Raw genomic sequence first — 20,575 nt, 5'->3', positions numbered from 1 at the left:
TCGGCTGATATTGGGCGATGGAGAGGATGGGGCAGTCCCTAGCGGCTGCTTCCATCCACATAGGGCCGCGATTGCAGGATGAGTATGTCATCGCCAACCACTGCCCATTCGATGTCCTGATCAACTCCGCCCAACGCCTGCTTGGTGCGGCTGCCAACCGCTGCCAGCCTCGCGATCAGCGCATCGGTCAACACCTGGCGGGAGCCGGTCAGCGCCACTTCGCGAACACCGCCGCTGGCATTGGCGACCAGTTGGGTGTCCTCCGCGGAACGGCTGAGCACCTGCACGGCCTTGGACCAGTTCGAATACATCACCTGCTCGGCCTGCCGCTTGCCTTCCACCACGCGGATGCCGAGGCCGCGCTTGGCCGAGATATAGGTGATATGGCGACGTGCTGCATCAAATGGGTCGCGGGTGATCATCACCCCGGAACTGTCCGAGGGCGCGGCCAGCTGCACCAGTACCGCCATCGCTACCGCATCCTGGCCCAAGCCAGCAGCGCGGCGTGCTTCGTAGGCCTCGAAGTTGTAGACCGACGCCCATACCGTCTGCACTGCGCGCACCAGCGCATCGGAGCCGACGACATTGGGCACCGTCGTGTACAGGCCGGCGCCGCTGAAGTTGGGCAGGTCCTCGGAGTTGGAGGAGCTGCGCACGAATACGCCACGGCCCTGCAGCTGGCTCTGCCACTGCGATTGCAGGCTGCGCGCCAGGGCAGGGTCCGGCACGGCGTTGGCGATCTCGGCACGCAGTGCAGTGAGGGCGGTGCGGCGGACATTGGCATCGGTGGCGAAACCCGGCTGCTGCTGTAGTGCGGCCAGTCGCTCATTTATGCGCAGCTTCTGCATCGCCGATTGGTACTGCGAGAAGGGGACGCAGAATCCGTCGGGAACGCGGGCCGATGGCGACAGCGCGGACCTGAGGGTGCCCAGATTCGCCGCTTTGACGCCGCAATGATTGCTGTCCCTGGCGCGCAATGCCGAAAGCGGCTTCAGCGTGGTGACCGACAGGTCGGGCCGCGGCAGATTGCGCACACCGGCTTGCGTGGTTCCGGGAGGCGTGCGGGTTGGGCGAAGGGCTGGTCGCACCTTGTAATCGTTGTTTGTGACTTCCAGCTCGATCCATTGTCCGTCGTAGACGCGCAACGCAGCCTGCGCGTCACGGACATAGACGTTGGGGATACGCCACCCCTTGGCTAGCAGGTTGACGTGCGACAACAGTGTCGATGGGCGTTGGGTAACAAGGCCGGCAACCGGTGGCAGTGAGATCGGAACCTCGTCCAGCACCACGATGTCCTGCGGCGACAGGTTGCTTGCCTGTTCGATCGAACGGACTATGCGCAGGCGGCCGCTGGCGATACCTGTGTTCAAGGGCAGGAAGGATTGCTCGCGCAGCAGTGCTTCCTGGGTGGTGAAGGGCAGGCCGGCGGAGCGTGCGGTCTGTTCGTGCAACGTGGAATTGGTCTTGAAGCGGATCGCCTCGTAGAACGATCCCCGTACCAGCTGATCGGTCTGCCTGAGCAGTGCCGGTGTCAGCCGGTCGCCTTCCCAGAATTCATAGGTATAGCCGGGCAGATCGCGCTGCCAGCTTACGGTGCCGAACAGGAAACGCCGCTGCGGGTCCTTGTACTGCGCGTTGAGGGTGGCCTTGTCCAGTTGTGGCAGCAGCCGTTCGCGGCGCACGAAGGTCTCGTGCAGTTCGTAGCGTGGCGTATTGATGTAATAGATACGGGCCGGGTCACGGCGGTCGATGGTGAAGATCAGGTGCGGCATTTCCAGCGCCGTGCCGGGGTTGTAAATCCGCGCCAGGCGCATGAAATCGTCACGGCTGGCGATGCGCGCCAACTGCGCCGGGGCTTGGGCATTGTCGATGGCAGCTGCGGTGGTGCCCTGTCTGACCTCATAGGACGACGGCTTGCGTGCGGTTTGCGCCAGCGCGTTCGGCATCGCAGCGAGGAGGACGGCGCTGAGGGCGAAAAGATGCAGAAAAACGAGGCGGAGTGCTGACTTGATACGGGCTCGGTCCATGATGCCGTGCTGGAGCTGGGGAGCGCAGATGATAAGCGACCGCCATCTGCGCGGCTCGGCTGCACAGCCAGGCCATGATCGGTCCTTGGGCTGGAAGTCGCAGAATCCTTTGGCATGGTCGGCGACTCCTGGCCCGGAGAAAGCGTTGCACCTTCAAGCCTGAGGATGCTGTGGCTGCTTTTGGGGACTCGGCCGGAGTTCCCGGGTGCGCTGCGCTTACCCGGGCTGCGCTGGCATTGCGGCTGCGTGCTTAGTGGGGAAGGCTTAGTCTGCCGCTGGCAAGGAGCCAGATTGCGGTGACATTGAGCACGACCGTCAGCCAGAACATGGCCTGGAAACTGGACTTGCTGGTCTTGTGGCGGAACAGCCCCTGGCCGATCAGCGCGCCCGGCCAGCCCCCGAGCAGGGAGATCAGGTGCAAGGTGTTTTCGGGCGTGCGCTGCTCACCGCGTGCAGCTGCGCCCTTGTCGTGGAGATAGAAGCCCAGCGCTAAGACGCTCATCCCGCCAATCACCGGCAAGGTCCATTCGGGTATCGACTTGGCAATCCATAGTCCCAGTATGCAGAGCAGGGCGCATGCACCCAGCAGGACGTGCGGCAGGCGCGCGGTAAACGGAGGACGCTTTGGCTTGGAAGTGACGGTTTTGGTGGCGCTTGCCGAGCGCACCGCGATGGCATTGAAGCGGCCGCGTTCGTCCCTGCGCAGCGCATAGCTGATCAGCATGCCGTCAGTCGGACGTTGCGTGCGCTGCTCGAAAGCTTTGATATGGACGAAGGCGCGGTCACCACCGCCGTTCGGAATCACGAATCCGAAGCCCTTGTCATCGTTCCAATCCTGCAGCCGGCCTTGATAGCGCATCGAGCTTGCCCTTGTTTGTTGCCGCCATTGCAGCGCAAACATGAGCGGCTGTGAAGCCCTGCACCGGGTCTGCTTTTGTGGGAACGGCGTAAGCCGCGAAGCTGGCAATGCTGAGACCCCATGTGCGTGTGCCATCTGATGATGTATGTGCTTCGCGGCTTACGCCGCTCCTACAAGGAATGATTGCTTTGATCAGCGATCATCTCGCACCCGCAGGAAACGCGGAAACCGGGGCAGGCCGTGCACGGTCAGGCCGTTGTAGCGATAGGTCACCTGGCTTCCGATTGCGGGCGGATCGGCGCGCTGTGCATCACTCAGGCCGCTGCCGAGGCGGAACTGTGCGCCGCTGTCGGCACGCACGAGCAGCGCGCCGACCATGCCGGCATACTTGCCCTTGCCTGGTACATGGCCGATCACGCGTGCTTCGGCATCGTCGTACGGTTTGAGTTTGAACAAGCCAGCGCTGCGGCCGTCGCTGTAGCGGTTGTCCTGGTGATGCAGCATCAGGCCTTCGCCGCCAGCCTGGACGACGCTGCGCAGGTGTCGGTGCAGGCTCTCGGTATCTGGCAGGCGGCGTTGCTCTATGGCGAGCAGGTAGGGGTTGGCTTGATTGGCGATGATCCGGCTGAGCTGCGCGTGGCGCCGGGCGAAGCCATCGGTTGCATGGGGTAGATCGAAGGCCATGAAACGGAGCTTGCGCCACTGCTGCTCATCGGTTGGGCTGCTGCGGATGAGCCCGCTGGTGGCTTCGAACTGACCGCGTGCCATCCATAATTCGCCGTCGATCGCCTGTTTGGGCCAGCCTTGGGTAAACCATGCCGGCGTCGGGATGCGGTGACCGGCGCGGGTCCAGAGCGCGTGACCGTCCCAGCGTGCGCGCACGCCGTCGAGTTTCTCACTGACCAGATAGAGGGATACATCCGGTCCGTCCTGCCAGCTGCTGGCCAGCATCAAGGGTGATGCGGCGGCGAGCGCCGTGTTGAGCGAACTGCTCAATAGGAGCAATAGAAGCAGGAGGAAACGTCGCATGCTCGGCCCCCGGTTGTCGGAAGCTCAAGCGTGCTTTGCAGTCAGTGCAGGCGACCATCAGCGGCCGCCTGAATCCAAGGTCGGTGTGCTGGCTATGCGCTCGTCGGTAGCGCTTGCAGAAATTGCGCTACCGCCGGTCCGAAGCGGTCGTAGTCCACCAGGAAGGCGTCATGGCCCTGTGGCGAATCCATGCCGATGAACTGCGCGTCGGCGCCACCTGCGCGCAGGCCGTCGGCGATCTGCTGCTGCTGTTCCACCGGGAACAGGATGTCGGTGTTGGCGCCGATGGCCAACGCGCGCTCAACCTGGATCTTCGCCAGCCCGGCCAGTACGTCGCCATCGGCGTATTCGGCCAGGTCGAACCAGTCCATGGATCGACCGAGGTAGAGATAACAGTTCGGGTCGAAGTGGCGCACGAAGCGGCGGGCGTGGCCTTCCAGATAGCTCTCGACCTGGAATTCCAGGCCGAACGGGTCTTCGTCGGTCTGGTCCGAGTCCAGCCGCACGCGGCCGAAGCGGCCATCCCATTCCAGCGCCGAGCGATAGGTGATGACGCCGAGTTTTCGCGCCATGCGCATGCCCGATTCCGGGTAATGCACTTCGTCGTAATCGCCGTTGTTCCACGCTGGATCGAGGCGAATGGCCTCGCGCTGCAGCGAACGGATGGCGATCGAGAACGGCAGGGCGCGGGCGCTGCCGGAGATGTTGATGTGGCTGCGGGCGATGCCCGGGTGCTGCAGCAACACCGCCAGTGCGGTCATGCCGCCCATCGAGTTGCCGATCAGGCAGGCCAGCTGGGTGATGCCAAGTGCGCGCACGACTTCGGCGGCGGCGTTGGCCACGTCTTCAATCGACAACTCGGGGAAGGACAGCCGGTAGGTCTTGCCGGTGGCTGGGTCCAACGAGGCCGGGCCGGTAGAGCCCTTGCAGCTGCCCAGCGAGTTCACGCAGATGACGAACCAGCGGTCGGTATCAATTGGCTTGCCGGGGCCAAGCATCGGCTCCCACCAGCCGTTGGCGGGGTTGTCGGCATTGCGGGCGGCGTGCGCATCCGGCGACAGGCCGGTGACGATCAGGATGGCGTTGCTGGCATCGGCGGCCAGATTGCCCCAGGTTTCGTAGGCGACGTGGGCGCCGACAAGGCTGCCACCGCGCTTCATCGGGAATGGGGAAGACAGCGCATGGAAGCGACTGCCGACGGGGGTGAATTCAGTCATCTGCCAATTTTAACGGGGATGCCGGGCGCATCTTCGCATGGATGATAACCAGTGGTTATCACGCTATTCCGGCGAGGTGGGCGCGCCAGCGGAGCGTGCCGGGGCTGCGTGCCAAACCAGCCCTGTAGTCCGGGTAAGCGCAGCGCACCCGGGAGGCAAGGTCGGCCGAAGACGGTGAAATTCGCTTTAACTGCGGCGAAGGGCGTGAGCTTCACGCGTGGTGCGGAGTTCCCCGGGTGCGCTGCGCTTACCCGGGCTACGGGGCGGTACTTGAACGGCCGCGGCCGCAGTGCTGTCGGTGCCGGCCAGAGTGGGTTGTTTGTAGGAGCGGCGTAAGCCGCGAAGCTAAAGTTGCCCAAGCACATGGCATCCCTGCCATCTGCTGGATGTGCTCGCTTCGCGGCTTACGCCGCTCCCTCAAGACAGCTTGCAGCGGGTTACTGACCCAGCATGATCGCCAACGGCTTGTCAGTCGGCAATTTGACCTTGATCGGTACCGACTCGACGTCGCCTTCGCCGCGCATCGCATTGCCACTGGCGGACAGGCGGGCGAACACTTCCACTTCCTGTAGCGCCGACAGCTTCTGCGTGGGCATCGGGCTGTCGCCGTCGTCGAGGGTGACGGTCAGTGGCGCTGCCTGCGCAGGGTGGCGCTCGACGGCGACCGGCATTGGTGGGCCACCAGGGATGCGGGCGATGACGAACATGGTTTCCTTGCCGGCAGCGGCGCGTTCGGCCAAGGCAGGGGCCAGGGTAACCGTTATGGTGATGCCGCCGCCGGCAGTGCTTGCTGCTGCCGTTGTTGTTGCTGTGCCAACCTGCGCGGAGGTCGGCGCCTTGCCACGGGCGATATCGATCTGCGCCTTCAGTGCGTTTGCGGCGGCGGGCTCCAACCTTGGCAGCAGGCTTTCCCAGGTCTGCGCGGCCTGTTCGTTCTGGCCTTGCTGACGCTGCACGATGCCGGTGAGCCAGATCACCCGCTCGTTGTCCGGTGCGATCTGGCGGGCGCGGGCAAGCCACTGTTGGGCGGTGTCGTCGAACAGGAATTTGGGATCGGCCTGGGCGCGGGTCTGTGCGGCTTCGAGCAGCAGGCCGGGTTCGTCCGGCGCCAGCTGCACGGCGCGCTGGTAGGCCGCAGCGGCATCGGCGATCTTGCCGATCTCCAGCTGCGAGCGGGCCAGCAGCACCCAGCCGTCAACGCGCTCGGGGTTCTGCTTCAAGGCGTCCTGCAGCTGGGCGATGCCTTCTTCGATGGTCTGCGGCGTGGCCGCAGCTTCAGGTTGCGGCTGCATCGCCGCCGGGGTTCCCAGCAACTGGTACAGGCCCAGCGTGGCGACCATCGCCATCGCAACCAGGCTGCCCCAGATCCGCCGTTTGCCGGCGCGCCACAGTGGCCACAAGGTGACGCCGGTTGCCACTACCGCCAGCACTGCAGCACCTGCCATGAACCCGGTATTCACCATTCGCGTTCTTCCTGGCTGGCGTCGTCATTGCTGGCAACAGGGACGGTGCGGCCACGCCGCCGTATGTACACGATCAACAGCACGGCGCCGGCCAGCAACAACAGGCCGGGGCCGAACCAGAGCAGGGCGGTGCCGGCTTCCAGCTGCGGACGGTACAGCACGAATTCGCCGTAACGGTCGACCAGGAATTGCTTGATCTCGGCATCGCTGCGGCCTTCGTGCATCAGCTTGAGCACTTCGCGGCGCAGGTCGTGGGCAATCTGCGCGTTGGAATCGGCCAGCGATTGGTTCTGGCATTGCACGCAGCGCAGTTCGGCGGTGAGTGCGTGGAAGCGTACTTCCTCGGCACGGTCGCGGTATTGCAGTGGGCTGGGGTCGCCGGCTGGCTGCGCGCTGGCGGCGAACACCAGGCACAGCCATAGCAGGACCACAGCCCAGGCTTTCATCGGGCGGCCCCGAGGTCCGGTGCACCGTGTTTGCCACCGGCGGCGGCTTCGGCTTTTTCCAGTGCCGGAATCAGCTGCTCATCCATCACCTGCTGGGTAATGGCGCCGCTGTACTTCCAGCGCACGATGCCGCTGCCATCGACCAGGAAGGTTTCCGGTGCGGCAGCAATGCCCCAGTCCAGCGCGGTGCGGCCTTCCTGGTCGGCCAGCACCACCATGTACGGATTGCCCAACTGCTCCAGCCAGCGCAGTGCTTCGCTGGGCTCGTCCTTCCAGTTGTAGCCGATCACGCGCACGCGCTTGGTTTCGGCGAAGCGGGTGAGGATGGGGTGCTCATCGCGGCATGTCGGGCACCAGCTGCCCCAGACATTGAGCAGGTAGGGGGCGCCACGCAGTTGCTTGTCGGTGACATGCACGCTGGGGTCATGCAGCACCGGCAGGGAGAAGGCGGGGGCGGGCTTGTTGATCAGCGCCGAGGGCAGGCTGTCGCGGTCGGGTTTGCCGGAGCGGCTGACGCCGTACAGCATCAAGCCCATCAGGGCGAGGAAGAACAATGCCCCGAGGACGATGGCGACGGGAGGCAGGCGATGCTTGGTGTTGGGTTCGGGCGAAGGACTATTCATTTCGATTTCTCAGGCAGCCTGCGGAAACGGCGGTCGACGGCGGTGATGAAACCGCCCAGCGCCATCAGCGCTGCGCCCAGCCAGATCCAGCGGACAAAAGGTTTGATCTGTACGCGCACGGCCCAGGAGCCATCGCCCAGTGATTCTCCCAGCGCCACGTAGATATCGCCACCCAGGGTGGGATGGATGCCAGCTTCGGTCATCGGCTGGCCGCCGCTGGCGTACATGCGTTTTTCCGGGTGCAGGCGGGTAATCAGCGTGTCGCCACGCAACACCTGCAGGTGCCCGCGGTCGGAGTGATAGTTCGGCCCATCGCTGGCATCCACGCCTTCGAACAGTAGCGTATAACCGCCGGCGTCGATGGATTTGCCCGGTGCCAGCGCCACTTCATGCTGCACATGCAGCGCTTCCACCAACAAGGCGCCGACCAGGAAGACGGCGACGCCGAAGTGGGCGACCAGCATTCCCCAGGTTTCGGCATTGGGCCGGCCACTTTTGCGCAGGCGCACCCACAGGTAATAGCCGGTGCCGCCAGCTACCCATGCAGCCCCGGCAATACCGATGCCGGTCTTGAACTTGCCCTGTGGTGCCATCCACCAGCCAATGATGCCCAGCACAATCGCCAAACCGGCCCATGGCGCCAGTAGCGCCAGCGTGCGCAAGCCTTGCTCGCGCTGCCAGCGGCTGAGCGGGCCAAACGGCAGCAGCACGATCATCGGTGCCATCAACACCACGAACAGCGTGCCGAAGTACGGCGGCCCCACCGAGACCTTGCCCAGATCCAGCGCATCGGCCAGCAGCGGATACAAGGTGCCGAGCAGCACCATGGCGCAGGCGCAGCTGAGTAGCAGGTTGTTGGCCAGCAGCAGGCTTTCGCGGGAGTTGAGTGTGAACGCCCGACGCGGGTCGGCGCTGTTTCCACCCATGCCGGGTGCACGGATTGCATAGAGCAGCAGCGAGCCGCCGACCACGACGCCCAGGAAGATCAGGATGAACAGGCCGCGCGAGGGATCGGCGGCAAACGAGTGCACGCTGGTCAGCACGCCCGAGCGCACCAGGAAAGTGCCGAGCAGGGACAGCGCAAACGCCGCGATCGCCAACAGCAAGGTCCAGCCGACAAAAACGCCGCGTTTTTCGGTGGCCGCCTGCGAATGCAGCAGGGCCGCGCCAACCAGCCATGGCATGAAGCTGGCGTTCTCCACCGGGTCCCAGAACCACCAACCGCCCCAGCCCAGTTCGTAGTACGCCCACCAGCTACCCAGCGCGATGCCGATGGTCAGGAAGCCCCAGGCCGCGTTGGTCCACGGCCGGGTCCAGCGCAACCAACGCACGTCGATGCGGCCATCAATCAGTGCCGCAATGGCGAAGGCGAACGGCACCGCGAAGCCGACGTAGCCCAGATACAGCAGGGGCGGGTGGATGATCAGGCCCGGGTCCTGCAGCAGCGGATTGAGGTCGTGGCCTTCACTAGGCGCTGGCAGCAGGCGCGCGAACGGATTGGAGGTGAACAGCAGGAAGGCGAGGAAGCCAACGCTGATCATGCCCATCACCGCCAACACCCGCGCCATCACCTCGGGCGGCAACTGTCGCGAGAACGCCGCAACCGCTGCGGTCCAAAGCGCCAACACCAGCGACCACATCAGCAACGAGCCTTCGTGCGCACCCCATACCGCCGAGTAGCGGTAGATCATCGGCAACAGCGAGTTGGAGTTGTCGGCGACATAGCGCAGCGAGAAGTCCTGGCGCACAAAGGCAATCGTCAGCACCACGAAGGCGGCCAGCACCATGGTCAGCTGCAGCAGCGCTGCCGGGCGTGCGATCGCGGTGAGTGCCGGGATGCCGCGTTGGGCGCCGATCAGCGGCAGGACGCTTTGCAGCAGGGCTGCCAGCAGGGCGAGGATCAGCAATACCTGTCCGATTTCACCAAGCACTCAGGGCGTTTCCGTCGTTGGGGTGGTGACCGGGACCTGATGCTTGTCGTGCGCCACGCCCATCTTGTCGGCCAGCTCCTTGGGCATATAGGTCTCGTCATGTTTGGCCAGCACGTCTTCGGCGACGAATACGCCGTTGGCCATGCGTCCGGTGGCGACTACCGCCTGGCCCTCGCGGAACAGGTCGGGCAGGATGCGGTCGTAGGTGACGGGCAGCACCGCGTCGCCGTCGGTGACCTCGAAGCGTGCGAGCAGCGCGCCGGGTTCGCGTTTGAACGAGCCCTTCGCAACCATGCCGCCGAGCCGGAAACGTGCGTCCGGTGCGACCTGGCCGGCCTTGACCTCGGCTGGCGTGTACAGATAGGCGATGTTGCGCTGCAAGGCAGTGCTGACCAGGGCCACCGCTGTGCCGGCAACCAGCACGACCAGCAGGACCAGCAGCAAACGGCGACGCTGGGTCGGGCTCATCGGCTCAACTCCTCGTCGATCGGCGTGGCGCTGCCGCGGCTGGCGCGGGTGAGGCGCGCACGCGCCTCGCGCAACTGCTGGCGGATCTGCAGGCGAGGCACGATGAAGTCCCAGGCCAGCACGACGAAGAACACGGCATAGGCCAGCGCCACGTACTTGAAGTAGGTCATGCCGATTTCTCCAGCTTCTCGCGCAGCCAGGCCTTGCCGACTTCGCGCCGCAGGTTGTCGGCGCGGGCGCGCGCCAACAGTGAGCCGACGAACCAGAACTTGGTGGCCAGCACCATGATCCACAGCGGCAGGATCATGCTGCTGTCCATGCTGGACTCGCCGAACACGCGGATGGTCTGGCCCTGGTGCAGCGAGTTCCACCACACCACCGAGTAACGGATGATCGGCAGCATCACCACCCCGACAATCGCCAGCAGGCCGGCGGCGCGGGCGGCGGCGCGGCGATCATCGATGGCGCCGTACAGGCCCATCACGCCCAGGTACATGAACAACAGGATCAGTTCGGTGGTCAGGCGCGGGTCCCAATCCCACCAGGTGCCCCACATCGGCCTGCCCCAGATGCTGCCGGTGAGCAGGGTGATCAGGGTGAATGCGGCGCCGATGGGCGCGCAGGCCATGGCCAGTATCTCGCAGAGCTTGATCCGCCAGATCAGCGCGATGGCGCTGTAGAACGCCATCAACCCGAATACGAACAGGCTCATCCACGCCGACGGGACGTGGATGTAGAGGATGCGGAAGCTGTCGCCTTGCTGGTAGTCGGCAGGCACCACTGCCAAGGCCTGCCAAAGGCCGAAGCCGAACAGCGGTAGTGCGGCGATGTAACACCAGGTGGACCAACGGGCGGCGAAGGTGTCGAAGTAGGGCGGGGAGCCCAGCTTGTGAAACCAACCAACTAAACCTTTGAACATCCGCTCGCTCGCTGAGGAAGACGATGACCGGGCCGCAATTGGCGGCCCGGTCGGCTGGGTGGTGCGGCTTGCACCACCGTTGCTGTTTTCAGACTAGCGCAAGATACCGCAAATTCAGGCAACGGGCGGGTAGCCAGGAGTTCGTTGAAGAAGAGGGTTTCTCCGCACGTCCCAGCGCCGCGCGGCGGGGGCTGCCCCGTGGAAGAGGTAATGCTGCAATCGCCTGCGAGGTGTTTGCAGGGGGGGGCAAGTTGCCAGATGATTCGCTTGGCGACAGCGTGGCAGGGCTGGCGTGCCAGCCCTTCGATGGCACCGGACGCGGAATAGGTGGCTCAGCTTCGCGGCAGGGCCCCGGCCATGAACAGGCGCACCGCCGCACGGGCCTGCTCCTGCGCGCGGGGCAGGTCGCTGGCAATCACGCGGCCATTGACCGAGCGCAGGATCAAGCCGCCGATCACCACCATGTAGAAGAAGTGTGCGGCTTGCTCGGGGTTCTCGATGTACATCCGCCCGGCCGCGGTTTCGCGGGCGAAGTATTGGCTGAGCCGCACCTCCATGGGGGCCACGCCATGGGCATGGAACCAATCACGCAACCCCGGTTGGTTCATGCCCTCGGAAATGACCACGCGATGGCAGGCCAGGCGGGCGGGCGAGAGGACTTCCTCGGCCATCTGGCTGGCGGCCTCTTCCAAAGCCTCGGTAGGCGGCAACGGAGACTGCAGCAAGGTATCCAGGCTGCGGCCGAAGTCGTTGATGCTCTGCTCCATCAACGCATGGATCAGGCCTTCCTTGTCGCCGAAGGCACGGTACAGCGTCGCCATCGAGCCGCCAGCGCGTTTGACGATGTCGGCCAGGCGCGCGGCCTGATAGCCCTTTTCATTGAAGACTTCGGTGGCGGCCGCCAGGAACTTCTCCACGCGCAGTTCACCGCGGCGTTGCAGCTCGACCACGGGACGGGGGGGCAAGGTAGGCTTGTCTACGCTCGGGACTTCCGTGTGGGGCCGCTCAGCCATGTGCTTGGTGTGATTTGTGAAGTCACCGTCAAGAATAGCGCTGTTTTGCGCTCAGGAGTTGGCGATGCGGATTGCGGCTGCCGCGGTCAGCGGGGCGAGCACCGCGCTGACCAGCAAGCCGGCCGCCAGCATCAGCAGTGCGCCACTGGCATCGAAGCCCTGTGCGGCTGCCGCGACCGCGCCGGCCCCGAAGACCAGTACCGGTACGTAGAGCGGCAGCACCAGCAGCGCCAGCAGGATGCCGGCCCTGCGCATGCCTACGGTCAGCGCAGCGACCACGGCACCCAGCAGGCTCAGCAAGGGGGTGCCCAGTGCCAGTGCCGCAAGCAGCACGGGCAACTGCGCACGCGGCAGATGCATCAGCTCGGCCAGCAAGGGGCTGACCAGTACCAGCGGGAATGCAGTAGTCAGCCAATGCGAGAACACGCGCACCGCCACCAGCCAGGCCAGTGGCACCGGCGATAACAGCCATTGCTCAAGCGAACCATCTTCGGCGTCGCTGCGGAACAAGGTGTCCAGCGAGAGCAGTCCGGCCAGCAGGATGGACAGCCAAAGCACCGCCGAGGCAACGCTTTGCAGTTGTTTGGGCGCGGCCCCCAGGGCCAGGGCGAACAGGGCAACCACCAATAGTGCGAACAGGATTGGCTGCGCGGCATCGCCCCGCCGGCGCCACAGCAGCTTCAGGTCACGGGCGAGCAAGGCGCGGGCAGCGGAGAGCAGGGTTGGCTGCGGACCGGGCAGGCTCATGCCGCGTCCTCCTGTGCTGCAGGGCTGGCCAGGGTGAGCGTGCGGTTGCGCACCGGTGGTGCCGCATAGGCCCCGTGCGTGGTTACCAGGGCGCCGCCACCGCTGCGCAGGTGCGCGGAAATCATCCGGTTGACCAGGTTGATCCCGTCCAGGTCGAGATTGGCGTAGGGCTCATCCAGCAGCCAGATCGGGGCGGGCGAGAGCCAGATGCGGGCCAGCGACAGGCGCTTTTTCTGCCCGGCGGACAATTGCCGTACCAGGGTGTCCTCATATCCGGCGAGGCCAACGATGGCCAAGGCGTTGCCTGGCATCTGCCGCGCTCGCCGGCCTTGCAGGCCGCACAGGAAATGCAGGTTTTCCAGGGTGCCAAGGTCTTGCTTGAGTGCGCTCAGATGGCTCAGGTAGGCGATGTAGCGGGAGCGGTCGGTACTGCTCGCCGGCCGTCCGTCGATCTCGATGCGGCCTTGGTCCGGACGCAGCAGCCCGGCCAGGACACGCAGCAGGGTGGTTTTGCCGGCGCCATTGCTTCCTTGCACCAGCAGCGCTTCGCCTGCGTCGACATGCAGATCCAGCGGGCCGAATACCGGATCGTCATTGCGGGTGAAACGCAGGTCGCGTGCGGCCAGTAGCGGCGGGATGTTCGCGGTTTCAATCATCGGATCGGGCGCTTCCGTCCTTGGGAGGTGGCGCAGGCAGGGCAGCGCATCGGGGCGCGCAGTATAGCGCCGGGCCGTCGTTGCCCCGCACCGTGCAGGCACGGGTTGAGCTGCTGATTGGCAGCCGGGAGCGCTGGCTTTGCGTACACTCGGGGTTTTCTCCCCCGGCACGTACCTATCCATGCATCCGCAGACCAAGTTGCCCAAGGTGGGCACCACCATCTTCACCGTGATGTCGCAGCTGGCCGCCGAACACGGCGCGGTCAATCTTGGCCAGGGATTTCCGGACTTTTCCGCCCCACAGCGCTTGATCGATGAAACCGCCAAGGCCATGCGTGAGGGCCTGAACCAGTACGCGCCGATGACCGGTGTTGCACCGCTGCGCCAGGCCATCGCGCAGAAGGCGCTGGACTGCTACGGCGCACAGGTCGACCCCGACAGCGAGATCACCGTCACCTCCGGCGGCACCGAGGCGATCTTCAATGCCATCCATGCCGTGGTACGGGCCGGTGAGGAAGTCATCGTGCTGGACCCGGCCTATGACTGCTACGAGCCGGCGATCGACCTGGCTGGCGCGCGCGCTGTACACGTGCCGCTGGACCCGCAGACCTTCGCAGTGGATTGGGACCGCGTACGCGCGGCAATCACCCCGAAGACGCGCATGTTGATGGTCAACACGCCGCACAACCCATCCGGCGCGATGTTGACTGCCGATGACATGCAGGCGCTGGCCGAGGTGCTGCGCGGCACTGACATCTACCTGATCTCCGATGAAGTGTACGAACACATCATCTACGACGGCGCGCGTCACGAGTCGGCATTGCGTTACCCGGAACTGCGCGAACGGGCGTTCGTGATCTCGAGCTTCGGCAAGACCTACCACTGCACCGGCTGGAAGATTGGCTACGCCATCGCGCCGCCGGCAATGACCGCCGAGTTCCGCAAGGTCCACCAGTACAACACCTTCACCACCTACAGCCCGGCGCAATACGGTTTTGCCGCGATGATCCGCGATGAGCCCGAGCATCACCTGGAGCTGGGCGCTTTTTACCAGGCCAAGCGTGATCGCTTCCGCGAGCAGTTGCTGGGTACGCGGTTGAAGCCGTTGCCGGTGCCGGGCGGCTACTTCCAGTTAGTGGATTATTCGGCGATCAGTGACTTGCCGGACCATGAGTTCGTGCGCTGGCTGACCATCGAGAAGGGCGTTACCGCGATTCCGTTGTCGCCGTTCTACGAAACCCCGCCGGCCGGCCAGCGTCTGGTGCGACTGTGTTTCGCCAAGAACGATGCGACGCTGGATGCAGCCATCGAGCGCCTGCGCGCGCTCTGATGTTCGAAACCACCATGGATACCGGCTTGGTCGTTTTCCTCGTGGCGTTCGGCACGTTCCTGCTTGCGGTTGCGGTGAAGGGCTATTTGTTCCTTTCCGTGGTTCAGCCCGGCCTGCATGCGCGTGGCGTGTCGGTGGATGAGGGGCGCCTGGCGTTTCGTGGCAGCTTTGGTCGCTATACCCGTGAATATCTGGCGTTGCTTGATGATGTCGAGCGGTGCCTGCCGGTTAATCGTTGGATCGCGCGGCTGCAATGGTGGGTGCCGGTACTGGGCGCGGCCATGGCGACCAGCGCTGTTCTTTCTTCATGGCTTTCAGGACGATGACGACAATGCAGGACCTGCGTATTTCCCTGGTGCAGGGTGACACCCGCTGGCACGACCCTGCGGGTAACCGCGACTATTACGGTGCGCTGTTGGCGCCGCTGGCGGGAAACACCGATCTGGTGATCCTGCCGGAGACCTTTACCAGTGGCTTCTCCAACGACGCCATTGACCAGGCCGAAGACATGGACGGCCCGACTGTTGCATGGATCGCCGAACAGGCGCGCGCGCTGGGTGCGGCAGTGACCGGCAGCGTGCAACTGCGGGTTGATGGAAGCGTCTATAACCGCCTGCTGTGGGCTACGCCTGATGGCGAACTGCACTACTACGACAAGCGCCACCTGTTCCGCTTTGGCGGCGAGCACAAGCGTTATGCCGCCGGCAACGGGCGCTTGTGCGTGGAATGGAAGGGGTGGCGGATCAATCCGCAGATCTGCTACGACCTGCGTTTCCCGGTGTTCTGCCGCAACCGCTTTGATGTGGAGCGGGCAGGGCAGATGGATTTCGACCTGCAGATCTTCGTCGCCAACTGGCCGTCGGCGCGTGCCTATGCGTGGCAGACGCTGGCGCGTGCCCGGGCGATTGAGAACCTCTGTTATGTGGCGGTGGTGAACCGCATTGGCGTGGACGGCAATGGTCTGCATTATTCCGGCGACAGCGCGGTGATCGATTTCCTCGGCCAGCCGCAGCTGGAGATTCGTGAGCGTGAGCAGGTGGTCACCACGACGATCTCGGCGCAGGCGCTGGCGACGCATCGCGAGCGCTTTCCGACGATGCTGGATGCCGATACGTTCACCCTGGCTGGTCCGGTGGTGGTTCGCTGAACGCTGGCCGCGCACCGTGCCCGTCCGCTCTTTGCAATGGGCGGGCTGGCTGTCAGGCTCGGAGCGGGCTCAATCAAGCAGAGGATGCGCGATGAAGAAGATGGCGATGATGGCGTTGCTCGGCTTGGGAATGGTCCCGGCGGCGCAGGCAGCAGGCAATATCGACTGTGAATTGCGCTACAACCTGAGCGGTTGGTCGGCGTTCTACAAGACTTCCAGCGGTACCGGCACGATTACCTGTGACAACGGTGCCAGCATCCCGGTCAAGATCACCGCCAAGGGCGGCGGCCTGACCGTGGGGCGCACCACCATCACCGATGGTCGCGGCCGCTTTACCGGGGCTTATACGCTCAACGATTTGTTGGGCACCTATGCAGCGGCCGAGGTGCACGCCAGCGCTTCGCGGGCCACGGATGCGCAGGCAATGACCAAGGGTGACATCTCGTTGGCGTTGGCCGGAACCGGGCGTGGCTGGAGCCTTGGCATTGGTTTCGGCAAGTTCGTGATCGAACGGCGCTGATTTCCTGGATCAAGGGTGGCTGGCGGCAGAGCAGAAGCCTGCCCTCATCCGCCCCTGCGGGGCACCTTCTCCCGCTTGCGGGAGAAGGGAAAGCATAGAGGCAAAGTCCAAGGCCGAAGCAAAGTCCAAGGCCGAAGCAAAGTCCAAGGCCGAAGCAAAGTCCAAGGCCGAGGCAAAGTCCAAGGCCGAGGCAAAGTCCAAGGCCGAGGCAAAGTCCAAGGCCGAGGCAAAGTCCAAGGCCGAATCAGCGGCCAAAGCCGAGCGACTGATACCGTTGAAGCAGGCACAGAAGTCGCTGGGCAAGAGTGGTGCTTGTGCGCTGCTTCCTTCTCCCGCTGGCGGGAGAAGGTGCCCCGAAGGGGGCGGATGAGGGGAGCTCTTGCAGTGAGGGAGCGTGTGCAGCCGATATGCTCCGCTCCCGTCGCAAACTACCGGTCTGTCGCTCCCGCTCCCCCTGCATGCGGGGCGATGGACGTGCAAGGGTTGCGGTTCAAACCATGCACAGCGCAGGGCACGTCACCAAGCTTCTGGCCTTGCGCCTCAATCTTCCGCAGCTGCAGGAAATGCCTTGAGCGCAGCCCACACTATCGGCTTGGCCCATTCGGGCACCTGTGCAAACTCTTCCTGGCTGACCGGGCAGAGGATCCGCCCCCTATCCACTTCCAGGACCACCAAGGGTTCCACCAGGCCATCGGCATCGGTTGGCCGGCTGTTGTCGTAGACGTGCAATGTGGTCAGGTGTGGGAGTAGTTCAATCAGGTTGATACGCGAGCTGTCGTAGCGCTGGCGGATCTTGTCCTCCGGTATGTCGTGGCCACCCGCAGCAACGCGCTCGGCAACACGTTGCAGATGCAGGTCTACGCTATCCAGGCCGCAGAACCAGACGGTTACTTCATGCTGCTCGCAGGCTTCGCGCAACAACCGGGGAATGGTGCTGGCGCCGAGTGTGGTTTCGAAGGCGTAGTCGCGATTGGATTGCATCGCATCGCGCAGGCGTCGGGTGCCTTCCTGCCACGCGCAGGCGTTGGCTTCCGCCAGTGGCCAGTCGCGTTCGACCAGTTGCCGGGTAAAGGCGTCCGGGTTGAACCAGGTGGCACCGTCGTGCGCCAGCATCATACCCAGCAGCGAACTCTTGCCGGCGCCATTGACGCCGGCCAATACCAGGATGCGCGCCATCGGTCAGCGCGACTTGCCAGGGATGATTTTCAGGCCGCGACGTGCCGGGCGGCTCAAGGCCTTGTCCAAGGTCTTGCCGTCATCAAGCACAGCAAGATGGGCATCAAATTCGGCCTGCAACTGTTTGAGCGACTGTGCGCGTTGTGCCGCCTCGGTGACGCCGGCAGCTTGGGTGACCAGGCGCTGGTATTCCTCGGCGGAAACCACCACCGCCTGCGGATGGTTGTGGTTGGTAACCACCACGGCGCCAAGCCTGGCGACCTTGCGCATCAGGTCCGGCCAGCCTTTTGCCTTGACGTCGCTGGCGGGCGTCTTTTCCAGATCCAACAGATTCAGGGACAGGTCCATGGCGGCATCCAGTTGTATAGGTGGAAAATATACCAAATTTCCCATTTTTGGTAATTTTACGCCTACCGGTTCATCTGCCGTTGGCCGGCTGCTCCAGAACGCAAAACGCCCGGTGCTGGGTGCACCGGGCGTTGTTTACCTGCGTTGCGCGGTGAAGCGCGTCAGTTGAGCCGCAGATCAGGCGCCGCGCGGACCGCGGTTGCCACCACCGGGACGACCGCCACCCGGACGGCCTGCGCCGCCGGGACGGTTACCGCCCGGGCGCGGACCACCCGAGGGCCGACCGCCGGGACCGCCAGGGCCGCGGTTGCCACCACTCGGGCGGCCGCCGGCCGGACGTGCGCCGTACGGGCTGTAGCTCGGGGTGGCGTGATCGGAGGGGAAGCTCGGTGCATTGCCCGGATGGCCGTAGGGATGCTTGCGCTGACCCTGGCCTGCGCCCTGACCGCCTGCGCCCTGCGGACGACCCTGGCCGGGGCCGCCGCGGCTGGCACCCGGGGCACCGCCCGGACGCGGCTTGCCGTAGGGGCGGGCCTGACCATCGGCGGCCGGACCGCGACCGGGACCACGATTGCCGCCCGGGCCGCGTGCTGCGCCCGGACCTGCATTGCGGTGGCCGCTCGGACCGGTGCTGACACCGTCCGGCACATACCAGGTGCGGAACGCGGCCGGGTTGCCGTCCGGCAGGCTGCGGTCACCGGCGGGCTTGCGCTGCTTGAACGGCTTCTGCGACTGCTTGGCTGCAGCTTCGCCGCTGACCGTCAGGCCGCCCTTGAAGCCGCCGCCGCTCTTGCCGCCGCGGCCACGGCCGCCACGGTCTTCGCGTACGTTGTCGAAGCGGCGCAGTTCGCGGCCTTCATCGGCGCTGTTGTGGCCGTTGACGTAGGCGTTGCCGCGGCCGCCCTCGCGCGAGACGCGCAGGGTGGTCTTGGCGGCCTTGCGCTGGCCGATCACCGGCTGCAGGGTCAGTGCCGACGGCGTGCCTTCTTCCAGCTTGAGCTGGGCGCGCAACGCGTCAACCTGCTGGGTGCTCAATTCGGAGGACTGGCCGCGCAGCAACTCGCGCGGCAGTTCGATCTTGCCGTAGCGGGTACGCTTCAGGCGGCTGACCTGGCAGCCCTGCGATTCCCACAGGCGGCGCACTTCGCGATTGCGGCCTTCCTTGACGACCACGCGGAACCAGTCGTGCGAATCGGTGCCGCCAATGCGCTCGATCTCGTCGAACTTCGCGCCGCCGTCTTCCAGCAGCACACCGCGGCCAAGGCGCTCGATGATGGCGTCGGAGACCTTCTCCTCGCCTTCCGGCGCGCGCACGCGCACCACGTACTCGCGCTCGACCTCGAACGACGGGTGCATCATCGCGTTGGCGAGCTCGCCGTCGGTGGTAGCCAGCAGCAGGCCGGTGGTGTTGATGTCGAGACGGCCGATCGCGATCCAGCGTGCGCCCTTCAACGGCGGCAGCGCTTCGAATACGGTCGGGCGACCTTCGGGATCGTCACGCGTGGTGACTTCGCCTTCAGGCTTGTTGTAGATCAGCACGCGCGACGGGTCGGTCAGCGCGCTGGCGACGAAGCTGCGACCGTCAAGGTCGATCTTGTCGCCACTCTTGATCGACATGCCGGTCTGTGCGACTTCGCCGTTGACCTTGACCAGGCCGTCGGCGATGCGCTGTTCCAGTGCGCGGCGCGAGCCCAGGCCGGCCTGTGCCAGCACCTTGTGCAGGCGCTCTTCGAGCTTGGGCTGTTGTTCGGTGGCGGCTTCACGCTTGAGCGAGAGCTTGTTCAACGAAGGTTTACGGGGGGTGTCACTCATCTGTTTGGCTCCGGCCGGCGTTTTCCGCGTCGGCCTCTGGTTCGGAATCGGCTACGTCAACAGCCACGGTCGTCGTCGCGACGGCGTTGTTTTCAGTTTGTTCCACTTCCGCCGCGCGCTCTCCCGGCGCGGCGTCGGGTTCGCCGGTGAGGGCGGTATGGGGTGTGGTTGCGCCCGAATCCTTGGATTCGGATGCGGGTATCGGATCGCTGTCGTTGGCGGCATCCAGGCCTTGCGGCGCGGCGGCGGCTGCGGTCAGCGGGGCTGCGGGTTGGCCGTCGCCATCCAGCGGCAATTGCGGTTCCAGCTCGCCGATATCGCGCAGTTCGGACAGCGGCGGCAGTTCGTCCAGGCGCTTGAGCCCGAAATAATCCAGGAAGCCCTTGGTGGTGCCGAACAGCGCCGGCTTGCCCGGGACGTCGCGGTGGCCGATGACCCGGATCCACTCGCGTTCTTCCAGTGCCTGGATGATGTTGCTACTCACCGCCACGCCGCGTACCTGTTCAATCTCGCCGCGGGTGATGGGCTGGCGGTAGGCGATCAGGGCCAGGGTTTCCAGGGTGGCGCGGGTGTAGCGGGTCTTGCGCTCGGTCCACAGCCGGGACACCCAGCCATGCACCTCGCTGGTGATCTGGTAGCGGTAGCCCGAGGCCACTTCGACCAGTTCCACCCCGCGCCCGGCACAGCCTTCGCGCAGCAGTTCCAGTGCCCGTTCGATGCTGCCCGGCGGCGCCGGTTCATCCTCGGGAAACAGGCCCTGCAGCTGCGCCAAGGTCACCGGCTGGCTGGAGGCAAGCAGGGCACCTTCGACAATACGGTTGATCAGCGGTTGATCCATGCGTTG

22 protein-coding genes are annotated in these 20,575 nt (G+C 65.0%); 4 read left to right on the top strand and 18 right to left on the bottom strand.

Annotated features, from left to right (window positions below):
- Positions 1-38: 38 nt before the first annotated feature.
- The 14 genes from ACVOLQ_RS10070 to ccmA form a co-directional block, all read right to left on the bottom strand.
- On the bottom strand, positions 39-2,027 hold the full coding sequence (locus ACVOLQ_RS10070) for a PEP/pyruvate-binding domain-containing protein (RefSeq protein WP_481527885.1): 1,989 nt from the start codon (positions 2,025-2,027) through the stop codon (positions 39-41).
- A 250-nt stretch (positions 2,028-2,277) separates the two neighbouring features.
- Positions 2,278-2,886, bottom strand: a complete 609-nt coding sequence (locus tag ACVOLQ_RS10065) for a DUF1294 domain-containing protein (protein ID WP_481527918.1) — start codon at positions 2,884-2,886, stop codon at positions 2,278-2,280.
- Between the two features lie 192 nt (positions 2,887-3,078).
- Entirely contained in the window at positions 3,079-3,915 is an 837-nt protein-coding gene (locus ACVOLQ_RS10060) for a DNA ligase (RefSeq protein WP_481527884.1), read from the bottom strand.
- Between the two features lie 92 nt (positions 3,916-4,007).
- On the bottom strand, positions 4,008-5,132 hold the full coding sequence (metX, locus tag ACVOLQ_RS10055) for a homoserine O-acetyltransferase MetX (RefSeq protein ID WP_481527883.1): 1,125 nt from the start codon (positions 5,130-5,132) through the stop codon (positions 4,008-4,010).
- Positions 5,133-5,569: 437 nt separating this feature from the next.
- Complete coding sequence (locus ACVOLQ_RS10050; RefSeq protein WP_481527882.1) at positions 5,570-6,595, bottom strand: tetratricopeptide repeat protein; 1,026 nt, start codon at positions 6,593-6,595, stop codon at positions 5,570-5,572.
- Entirely contained in the window at positions 6,589-7,041 is a 453-nt protein-coding gene (locus tag ACVOLQ_RS10045; RefSeq protein WP_481527881.1) for a cytochrome c-type biogenesis protein, read from the bottom strand. The genes ACVOLQ_RS10050 and ACVOLQ_RS10045 overlap by 7 nt, the downstream gene beginning before the upstream one ends.
- A complete protein-coding gene (locus ACVOLQ_RS10040; RefSeq protein WP_481527880.1) occupies positions 7,038-7,664 on the bottom strand; it encodes a DsbE family thiol:disulfide interchange protein in 627 nt (208 codons plus the stop codon). Before ACVOLQ_RS10040 ends, ACVOLQ_RS10045 begins: the two co-directional genes overlap by 4 nt.
- Positions 7,661-9,595, bottom strand: coding sequence for a heme lyase CcmF/NrfE family subunit (locus tag ACVOLQ_RS10035; protein WP_481527879.1), 1,935 nt, complete (start codon positions 9,593-9,595; stop codon positions 7,661-7,663). The genes ACVOLQ_RS10040 and ACVOLQ_RS10035 overlap by 4 nt, the downstream gene beginning before the upstream one ends.
- Positions 9,596-10,063, bottom strand: a complete 468-nt coding sequence (gene ccmE / locus ACVOLQ_RS10030; protein ID WP_481527878.1) for a cytochrome c maturation protein CcmE — start codon at positions 10,061-10,063, stop codon at positions 9,596-9,598.
- Positions 10,060-10,233, bottom strand: coding sequence for a heme exporter protein CcmD (ccmD, locus tag ACVOLQ_RS10025; RefSeq protein WP_481527877.1), 174 nt, complete (start codon positions 10,231-10,233; stop codon positions 10,060-10,062). Before ccmD ends, ccmE begins: the two co-directional genes overlap by 4 nt.
- Positions 10,230-10,982 (bottom strand): heme ABC transporter permease CcmC, encoded by a 753-nt coding sequence (ccmC, locus tag ACVOLQ_RS10020; protein WP_481527876.1) that lies wholly within the window; start codon positions 10,980-10,982, stop codon positions 10,230-10,232. The genes ccmD and ccmC overlap by 4 nt, the downstream gene beginning before the upstream one ends.
- Positions 10,983-11,314: 332 nt before the next feature.
- Entirely contained in the window at positions 11,315-11,947 is a 633-nt protein-coding gene (locus ACVOLQ_RS10015) for a TetR/AcrR family transcriptional regulator (RefSeq protein WP_313169693.1), read from the bottom strand.
- Between the two features lie 99 nt (positions 11,948-12,046).
- On the bottom strand, positions 12,047-12,742 hold the full coding sequence (ccmB, locus tag ACVOLQ_RS10010) for a heme exporter protein CcmB (protein WP_313169694.1): 696 nt from the start codon (positions 12,740-12,742) through the stop codon (positions 12,047-12,049).
- Entirely contained in the window at positions 12,739-13,398 is a 660-nt protein-coding gene (ccmA, locus tag ACVOLQ_RS10005) for a heme ABC exporter ATP-binding protein CcmA (protein WP_481527875.1), read from the bottom strand. The genes ccmB and ccmA overlap by 4 nt, the downstream gene beginning before the upstream one ends.
- Positions 13,399-13,579: 181 nt before the next feature.
- On the opposite strand from ccmA, the gene ACVOLQ_RS10000 reads away from it, so the two are divergent.
- The 4 genes from ACVOLQ_RS10000 to ACVOLQ_RS09985 all read left to right on the top strand — a co-directional run bounded on the left by ACVOLQ_RS10000 (position 13,580) and on the right by ACVOLQ_RS09985 (position 16,395).
- Complete coding sequence (locus ACVOLQ_RS10000; RefSeq protein WP_481527874.1) at positions 13,580-14,728, top strand: pyridoxal phosphate-dependent aminotransferase; 1,149 nt, start codon at positions 13,580-13,582, stop codon at positions 14,726-14,728.
- Complete coding sequence (locus ACVOLQ_RS09995; protein ID WP_313494963.1) at positions 14,728-15,054, top strand: hypothetical protein; 327 nt, start codon at positions 14,728-14,730, stop codon at positions 15,052-15,054. Before ACVOLQ_RS10000 ends, ACVOLQ_RS09995 begins: the two co-directional genes overlap by 1 nt.
- A 5-nt stretch (positions 15,055-15,059) precedes the next feature.
- Positions 15,060-15,875, top strand: a complete 816-nt coding sequence (locus ACVOLQ_RS09990) for an amidohydrolase (protein ID WP_481527917.1) — start codon at positions 15,060-15,062, stop codon at positions 15,873-15,875.
- Positions 15,876-15,966: 91 nt separating this feature from the next.
- Entirely contained in the window at positions 15,967-16,395 is a 429-nt protein-coding gene (locus ACVOLQ_RS09985; RefSeq protein ID WP_313169701.1) for a peptidase associated/transthyretin-like domain-containing protein, read from the top strand.
- Positions 16,396-16,935: 540 nt separating this feature from the next.
- On the opposite strand, the gene ACVOLQ_RS09980 is transcribed toward ACVOLQ_RS09985, so the two are convergent.
- The 4 genes from ACVOLQ_RS09980 to scpB all read right to left on the bottom strand — a co-directional run bounded on the left by ACVOLQ_RS09980 (position 16,936) and on the right by scpB (position 20,569).
- A complete protein-coding gene (locus ACVOLQ_RS09980; RefSeq protein WP_481527873.1) occupies positions 16,936-17,571 on the bottom strand; it encodes an ATPase in 636 nt (211 codons plus the stop codon).
- 3 nt (positions 17,572-17,574) lie between these two features.
- On the bottom strand, positions 17,575-17,919 hold the full coding sequence (locus ACVOLQ_RS09975; RefSeq protein ID WP_481527872.1) for a type II toxin-antitoxin system prevent-host-death family antitoxin: 345 nt from the start codon (positions 17,917-17,919) through the stop codon (positions 17,575-17,577).
- Positions 17,920-18,096: 177 nt separating this feature from the next.
- Complete coding sequence (locus ACVOLQ_RS09970) at positions 18,097-19,731, bottom strand: pseudouridine synthase (protein ID WP_313169707.1); 1,635 nt, start codon at positions 19,729-19,731, stop codon at positions 18,097-18,099.
- Positions 19,724-20,569, bottom strand: a complete 846-nt coding sequence (scpB, locus tag ACVOLQ_RS09965) for an SMC-Scp complex subunit ScpB (protein WP_313169709.1) — start codon at positions 20,567-20,569, stop codon at positions 19,724-19,726. Before scpB ends, ACVOLQ_RS09970 begins: the two co-directional genes overlap by 8 nt.
- Between the last annotated feature and the right edge of the window lie 6 nt (positions 20,570-20,575).

The sequence above is a fragment of the Stenotrophomonas sp. STEN031 genome, assembly GCF_056759975.1.
The sequence above is the reverse complement of the archived record's forward strand: the minus strand, read 5'-3'. Positions and strand labels throughout refer to the sequence as shown.